Origin of the sequence: Pseudoalteromonas sp., assembly GCF_041613455.1 — a bacterium.
Classification (GTDB): Bacteria; Pseudomonadota; Gammaproteobacteria; order Enterobacterales; family Alteromonadaceae; genus Pseudoalteromonas.
Window position 1 is genome coordinate 1 of sequence record NZ_JBFJHD010000139.1, and the last position, 7,765, is coordinate 7,765.

Annotated in this window: 7 protein-coding genes; 1 reads left to right on the plus strand and 6 read right to left on the minus strand. The window is 44.8% G+C overall.

Features of this window, described 5'->3' with window-relative positions; genetic code table 11:
• The coding region (locus ABYB02_RS12100) for a histone deacetylase family protein (RefSeq protein ID WP_372762702.1) at positions 1-909 on the plus strand (909 nt) is incomplete at its 5' end.
• On the opposite strand, the gene ABYB02_RS12105 is transcribed toward ABYB02_RS12100, so the two are convergent.
• From ABYB02_RS12105 to purH, 6 genes are all read right to left on the minus strand, one after another.
• Positions 892-1,188 (minus strand): DUF4144 family protein, encoded by a 297-nt coding sequence (locus ABYB02_RS12105; RefSeq protein ID WP_372762703.1) that lies wholly within the window; start codon positions 1,186-1,188, stop codon positions 892-894. The genes ABYB02_RS12100 and ABYB02_RS12105 overlap by 18 nt on opposite strands.
• Positions 1,189-1,203: 15 nt before the next feature.
• Positions 1,204-2,013, minus strand: a complete 810-nt coding sequence (locus ABYB02_RS12110) for a DUF2797 domain-containing protein (protein ID WP_372762704.1) — start codon at positions 2,011-2,013, stop codon at positions 1,204-1,206.
• A gap of 43 nt (positions 2,014-2,056) precedes the next feature.
• Positions 2,057-4,576, minus strand: coding sequence for an EAL domain-containing protein (locus ABYB02_RS12115; protein WP_372762705.1), 2,520 nt, complete (start codon positions 4,574-4,576; stop codon positions 2,057-2,059).
• A gap of 109 nt (positions 4,577-4,685) precedes the next feature.
• Positions 4,686-5,969 (minus strand): phosphoribosylamine--glycine ligase, encoded by a 1,284-nt coding sequence (gene purD / locus ABYB02_RS12120; RefSeq protein ID WP_372762706.1) that lies wholly within the window; start codon positions 5,967-5,969, stop codon positions 4,686-4,688.
• Positions 5,970-5,985: 16 nt separating this feature from the next.
• Complete coding sequence (locus ABYB02_RS12125; RefSeq protein WP_372762707.1) at positions 5,986-6,804, minus strand: class I SAM-dependent methyltransferase; 819 nt, start codon at positions 6,802-6,804, stop codon at positions 5,986-5,988.
• 106 nt (positions 6,805-6,910) lie between these two features.
• The coding region (gene purH, locus ABYB02_RS12130; protein WP_372762708.1) for a bifunctional phosphoribosylaminoimidazolecarboxamide formyltransferase/IMP cyclohydrolase at positions 6,911-7,765 on the minus strand (855 nt) is incomplete at its 5' end.

Below are 7,765 nucleotides of genomic sequence, written 5' to 3' on the forward strand. Positions count from 1 at the left end.
ATTATCTCTCACCCCCATTGTCGTAAACACAAAATGATTGATGATCATCCAGAGTGCCCAGAGCGTTTAGATGCGATTAACGACCGGTTACTTGCCAGTGGTTTAGACATTGCGATTGAACAAAAACAAGCCCCCAAAGCCCGCCGCGAGCACTACCTATTAGCGCATGACGAATCATTAGATAATTATGTTGAAAGTAGACTGCCTAAAGCTGGCTTAGCCGATTTAGATGGTGATACGTGGCTATGCCCCGACTCACTAAAAGCGATTGAGCGGGCGGTGGGCGCGGGGCTATTAGCGGTGGATGAAATACTGGCCGGTAACCTCGATGCGGCGTTTTGCTCGGTGCGCCCGCCAGGGCATCATGCCAACCGCACCACGTCAGCGGGTTTTTGTGTGTTTAATAACCTTGCTATCGCAGTTAAGTATGCACAAAGTAAAGGGGTTAAGCGCATTGCCATTGTTGACTTTGATGTGCACCACGGTAATGGCACACAAGATATTTTTTACCACGACGAAAACGTGTTGTTTTGCTCGCTATTTCAGTTTCCGTTTTACCCCAATACCGCGGTGAAAAACAATGCTACCTTAGTAAATTCACCCCTTTCAATAGGCAGTGATGGCAAAGATTTAAAAGCGCTTTATACGCAGCAATGGCTGCCTAAACTCAGTGCATTTAAGCCCGAATTATTATTTATTAGCGCTGGATTTGATGCCCACTACGAAGATGATATGGCGAGTTTAAAATTTATAGAAGAAGATTATCGCTGGTTAACCGAGCAGTTAGCGCAGTTTAGCCAACAACATCATTGTCGAGGGATTATCTCATACCTAGAAGGGGGATATGCGCTCTCGGCACTCGGTCGTAGTGCGATTGCGCATGTTAAAGCATTAGTCGATTTCGAGTAGTGCAAAGGCTTGCTGTGGTGTAAGGGACGTTATTTTACTTAAACAACAATGCCCCTCGTTTAATAAGTAATTAGTCACCCGTGTTGCAAGCTGCGCTGAGCTTAATGGCTCGCTCAGCGTATTAGCCAGAGTAAAATATTGCGCCTGCTTATTTACGATAAGCACTTGCGATAAATCATCGGCCGCCACGCTGTGTAAGTATTCTGCACGCTCTTTCACACTATGAACGACCTCAAGGTCGTCATAGAGAATGACTAACTGTGGGAACTGATTAAGCATGCTTCCGCACTCTCTTTAACCTACGGTGACTTCGTAGGAAGTGAATTTACGAATATTGATCACACCGTTATCAAAAATGAGGTACTGGCCTTTAATGCCTTGTAGTACGCCACTCACCACGGGGTTTTTATCAAAGTTAAATGAGCTAATTTTTGTTGGGTATGCCGTAACCGGAAAGGTTAAATCAACCACTTCTTCATCCAGTTGTTCAATCGCAGTCGCACCAAACAGTTCGCTGAGTTCGTTTAGTTTGTCACTAATTTGTGGGATCAGTTCGGCTGCCGCGGCTTTTAAGTCAAGCTCATCGTTTTGCCCTTTAAGCATATTGCGCCAATTAGTTTTATCGGCAATAAACTCGGCAAGTGCCACCTCAACTAAGCCCGATTGCAAGCGCGTTTGCACCTTAAAAATAGGCAGTGCTTGAGTGGCTCCCTGATCAATCCAACGGGTAGGTATTTGCGTATGGCGAGTAATACCCACTTTTAACCCTGAGGTGTTAGCAAGGTAAACATAGTGTGGGATCATGCAGTTTTCTTCGCCCCACTCTGGCTCGCGGCAAGTACCTTGATCGTAATGGCAGGTTTCGGGCTTCATAATACACATATCGCAGCTTGCCAGCTTACGCATGCAGACAAAACAATGACCTTGAGAGTAACTTTTTTTAGTTTTTTTACCGCAGTTTGAACATAAAATAGTGCCGCTAAAGGTAAGCGTAAGCTGTTTACCTATATAGGCATTTAAATCGACTAAATGCTCGCCTACAGGCAATTGATATTGAACGGGTGCGGTTAAGCTTGATTTTAATTTGCGCAGTGTGCCTTGCATCTTTACTTGGCCCCTAAAGATGTTAAAAACAGTAGTCTATCATTTATAAGTTATATTGGCCTTGTAAGAACAACAAATAATCGTCGTAGCATAATGGTTTGGCGTATAAGTAACCTTGGCTGTAGTCGGCATGCATTGCTTTGAGTAAGTGATGCGCTTGCTGCGTTTCAACGCCTTCAATAGTAATAGTAAGCCCTAGGTTATGGGCCATGTCGATGGCGGTTTTCACAATCACTTGATGGGTGCTGTTATTTGCTAAATCAAGCACAAAGGATTTATCTATTTTTAGTTCACTAAAGTGATAGTTAACTAAGTAGCTCAATGACGCATAGCCGGTACCAAAGTCATCCAGCACGACTTTAACCCCCAATACGCGCAACTCATCTACTAGCATGATCAACGCTTGTTGGCTTTCTACAAACGCCGATTCGGTGAGCTCAAATTTTAATAACTGCGCGGGTACTTGGTATTTAATTAAAATGTTTTCTACTTTTTCAACTAAGTTATTAATGCTGAGGTTCTTGGCACTTAGGTTGACACTAATGGTATGCGCTGTGTAGTTTTGCTGGGCAAAGTTATTTATGTCTTTGCAGGCTTGCTCAATCACCCATAGCGTTAGCTCGTTGATAATACCTGTGTGTTCAGCCAGCAAAATGAGCTGCTCTATGGATATGTTTTTAAATTCAGCCACTGGCCAGCGCAGTAGTGCTTCGGCGCCTCTGACCTGATTGTTACTGAGGTTTATTTGTGGCTGATAATACAGTGCCAGTTGATTGTTTTTAATTGCCTGTTGCAGCTTAGCTGCCAAGGCCACGTCCATCATTAGCTGCTCTTTACCCGTTGAACTACTGACTTTATTACTGTTGCCTTTGGCATTTTTAAGCGCTGAGTAGCCATGCTGTAACCAATAATCAAAGTCATCACTGTCATTGAGGTAACTAATGCCTATAGAATAATTTAGCTGTAAATTTAAACCTTTTATTTCGTACTGTTTAGGTAGCCCAGTCAGTATTTTAGTGAGCCGCTCTGTAAGCATAGCTTGGCTTTGGGTTTTACTCGAAATACACGCAAACACGCCACTGCCTAAATCGACAAATTGGTTATTGGCGCTTAAATCGCTATCAAGATCAATAAACTCCCGTTCATAACTGAGCTGTAGCGCGAGTTTATCGGCCACGTGTCTTATCAGTGTGTAACCTTGTGCTGGGGTGATAATGGTATTGAGCGAGTTAAAATGACGAATTTTAATTAAACACAACGCAAACTGGCGTTGCTGGGCTTGCAGTGCCATAAACGCTTGCTTGAGCTTAGCGCTGTTAAGTAACTTAGTTTGTTGCGTATGGGTGGCGTGATACAAGGCGCGCTCTCTTTGATAGCGTACTCTATCGGCAAGCGCCATCGCCATTAATACCACCTCACACAAAATAGCCACTAAAAAAGCATGGTGTGTGGCAAAGCTATAGGGCAGGATCCCGGTTAGCTCTAATGGTTGAATTGCCGCGCCTAATATTAACGGCACCCAAGACAGTACATAATATTTAGCCCAGCGAAAGCCACTGCGTAATTTATTATAAATTAAAATAATGCAGACAATATAAAGCAACGCCATGATCACAAAAAACAGTGGGGCGGCAATATTTTCAGGTATAAATAAGCTTGCCACGGCTAACACCAGCATCAAGGCTAACAAGGCTAAACTCAGGGTATAGCGCCAGCACTTGTCTTTATGGTAGCGTAAAAACATGGTACAAAACGCCAGCGTAAAAAAGGCGATGGCGTAATTACTCAGCACTATTTTTTCATGTAGCCATAACTGCCAAGCGGTTGGCCATAAATAAAAACCAAAGCCTAACACCGCGCCCATCAGGGTAATTGCACTGATAATATAGCCAATGTAGATTAAGTAAACGCGGTCTTTAATGCCAAAATACAGTACTAAGTTATACAGCGCGGCCATTAATAATACGCCAACAAAAATCCCCCAAATACCCGCTTGTGAGCGTACTAAGTCGATAAACTCTTTATTGCGATAAAGGTTAACAGGGGTTTTACTGATCCCTATGGTGTCTATTTTTATAACCAAGCGCTGGGTAGATTTACTGGCTAAAGTAAAACGATAATGTGGCACACTGTATTGAAATAACGATAATGAAGGTTGTTTATCGCCAAAGTGTTGGGTATCGAGCAATTGATTTTGTGCATTAAGCTGATACACGGTGAGGTGATCAACCATAGGGTTATCAAAGTGGGCAACAATTTGTTCTGCCTTGTTGCTTTTGTTATTTAGTTCGATAAACAACCAGTAATTTTGTTCAGCGAAGCTCCAGGGAATGTGGGTCAACGGCTGGTTAATGCGCAGCTGTGGTTGCTTTATGATCTGATCAAAATCGAGTTGTTTGCTGTTATCGATATAGTAAGCATAGTTTAAGTAAACGGGGGCGATTTTATCAATAGTGTAACGCGTCGGCGTCACTAGGTTGGATGCTAACGTATTGATGATAAAAAAGATCAGCACGAGTATAGCGACCGCTAACGCGTGATAACGTAAAGTTTTAAAATCCAATGTTACTCAGTACTTTATAAAGGCCCTATTAAGCTAATAAGTGTAGCACTAAAAAAGCGCAGTAAACTGCGCTTTTTTAGTGCTATATTAACCACAAGGGCATTATGTGTTATTGCTCTCGAGCAATTGCACGATACGCAATATCGGTACGGTATTCCATGCCATCCCAGCTAATTTGCTTAACCAATTGGTAGGCGCGTTGCTGGGCTTCGGTTACCGTGTTACCTAATGCGGTGGCACACAGTACGCGTCCGCCAGCGGTTACTACGCTATCACCATCTTGCTTGGTGCCGGCATGAAATACTTTTTCGCCAGCCGGGTAGTTAACCTGTAAGCCTGTAATCGCATCGCCTTTCGGATAAGCATCTGGGTAGCCTTTGGCAGCAAGTACCACACCTACAGCCGCACGAGGGTCAAACTCAATGGTGGTTTTATCCAGCTCTTCGCGATTCGCCGCTTCAATTAACTCAACTAAATCAGATTGCAAGCGCAACATCATAGGTTGTGTTTCAGGATCGCCAAAACGGCAGTTATATTCAATGACCTTAGGTGTGCCATCGGCATCAATCATTAAGCCCGCGTATAAAAAGCCCGTGTATGGATGGCCTTCTGCAGCCATGCCTTCTACAGTTGGGTAAATTACTTCGTTCATAATGCGCTGGTGGATTTCAGCGGTAACTACTGGCGCCGGTGAGTAGGCACCCATGCCGCCAGTATTCGGGCCCGCATCGCCATTATAAGCACGTTTATGATCTTGGCTGGTGGCGAATGGCAGTACGTTTTTGCCATCAACCATAACGATAAACGATGCTTCCTCACCGTCTAAAAACTCTTCAATAACCACGCGGCTACCGGCTTCACCAAAGGCATTACCGGCTAACATATCGCGAATTGCCGCTTCAGCCTCTGCTTCAGTCATCGCCACAATCACGCCTTTACCTGCGGCTAAGCCATCGGCTTTAATCACAATCGGTGCACCTTTGGCTTTTAAGTAAGCAAGGGCAGGTTCGATTTGTTCAAACGTTTGGTAGTCGCCAGTCGGTATATTATGGCGAGCTAAAAAGTCCTTAGTAAATGACTTCGAGCCTTCCAGCTGAGCAGCGCCCGCTGTGGGGCCAAAAATAGCCATATTATGTTCACGAAACTTATCAACCACACCTAATACCAACGGCACTTCGGGGCCCACTATGGTTAGCTCAACGTTATTTTGCTGAGCAAACTGCAGTAAACCGTCTAGGTCGTCTACATTAATGGCAACGTTTTCAAGTTTTGGTTCAAGTGCGGTGCCGGCATTACCAGGGGCAACAAATACAGTGTTTACTTTGGTGTTTTGAGCGGCTTTAAACGCAAGTGCGTGTTCGCGGCCGCCGCTGCCGATGACTAAAACATTCATGGCGAAAAATTCCTATTTAAAGCGGTTTTTTAAATTTCAGCGTCATTCGGTCGCTTTCACCAATGGCTTTATATTTAGCGGCATCTTGCTCGCCTAAACGTAAGCTTGGTGGTAGCGTCCACACCCCTTTAGGGTGATCAGCTGTATCCAGAGGGTTTGCATTAATGTCGCTATCTGCTACAAATTCAAAGCCGGCTTGTTTGGCCAGCGCTATTACCACACTTTGTTTCATATAACCCGATGACTGTTGCATCTCGTCAGCACGGTCTTCAGGCAGGCGGTGTTCAACAACCCCTAACGTTCCCCCTGGTTTGAGCGCTGTATAAAAAGATTTAAAGGCATTACTTGCCGCGTCTTTATCTTTGCTCATATACCAGTTATGTACGTTGCGAAACGTGAGTACCATGTCGGCACTGCCAGCTGGGGCAATCGCTAAATGTGTGGAAGGTGCAAACTCGGTCAGTTTAACATCGCTAAAACGTGCGTCGTTCGCTATTTTAGTTTTAAAGCCGGCAAGTGAGCGTTGGTAGTAACCAACCGATGAATCAGCAGGAAAGTGCGCAGCGTAATAGGTGCCTTGCGCTTTCAGTGCTGGCGCTAAAATTTCACTGTACCAACCACCGCCAGGGGCAATTTCAACTACCGTCATGGTGGGCTCAAAGCCAAAAAATGCCAGTGTTGCTAATGGGTGGCGATATTGGTCACGGTCACTATTACGTTCACTCGATTGAACCGCCTGCTGCAACGCAGACTCATGGCCTTGATTGTGGGCTAATGTCATGGTTGAGCTTAACGATAGGGTAGCAACCAGTAGCGTTTTTAGGGCAAATTTCATCGTCTAATCCTTCACATTATAATTAATAGTGGTTATAGAATAAGCACAATACGTGAATTTGTCGCAAACCAAAAGGGCTAACTGCAAGCGTTAGCCCTTTACGGGATTAGTGACGGAAGTGGCGCATGCCGGTAAACACCATGGCCATGCCTGCTTCATCTGCTGCTGCAATCACTTCGGCATCACGCATTGAACCACCAGGCTGAATTACCGCAGTAATGCCAGCTTCAGCAGCGGCATCAATACCATCACGGAATGGGAAGAACGCATCCGAGGCCATTACAGAGCCTTTTACTTCAAGGTTTTCATCGGCGGCTTTAATACCAGCAATTTTTGCAGAGTAGACACGGCTCATTTGGCCGGCACCTACACCTATGGTCATGCCGTCACGGGCATACACAATGGCGTTAGATTTCACAAATTTAGCCACTTTCCAGCAGAATAATAAGTCTTTAAGCTCTTGCTCAGTAGGTTGACGCTTAGAGACGACTTTTAAATCGCCTTGGGTAACCATACCTAAGTCGCGGTCTTGCACTAAAATGCCACCATTAACACGTTTAATGTCTTGGCCGCCTACTTTGGCTGAAAACTCACCACACACTAATAAACGCACGTTTTGTTTTGCGGCAACAATTTCAGCCGCAGCATCAGACACGCTAGGCGCAATAATGACTTCAACAAATTGGCGCTCAACAATGGCTTGTGCCGTAGCTGCGTCAAGCTCTTGGTTAAAGGCAATAATGCCACCAAATGCTGAGGTAGGATCGGTTTTGAACGCACGCTCGTACGCTTCAAGAATGTTGCCACCGATTGATACGCCACATGGATTGGCGTGTTTTACAATAACACACGCAGGGGCATCAAACTCTTTAACACACTCAAGTGCAGCATCGGTATCGGCAATGTTATTAAACGACAGGGCTTTGCCTTGTAGTTGTGTTGCTGTTGCGACAGAAGCTTC

What these genes read in the sequence shown, in the direction of transcription:
- ABYB02_RS12105 (WP_372762703.1), bottom strand. Translation starts at nt 1,188, where the DNA reads ATGCTTAATCAGTTCCCACAGTTAGTCATTCTCTATGACGACCTTGAG.
- ABYB02_RS12110 (WP_372762704.1), bottom strand. Translation starts at nt 2,013, where the DNA reads ATGCAAGGCACACTGCGCAAATTAAAATCAAGCTTAACCGCACCCGTT.
- purD (WP_372762706.1), bottom strand. Translation starts at nt 5,969, where the DNA reads ATGAATGTTTTAGTCATCGGCAGCGGCGGCCGCGAACACGCACTTGCG.
- ABYB02_RS12125 (WP_372762707.1), bottom strand. Translation starts at nt 6,804, where the DNA reads ATGAAATTTGCCCTAAAAACGCTACTGGTTGCTACCCTATCGTTAAGC.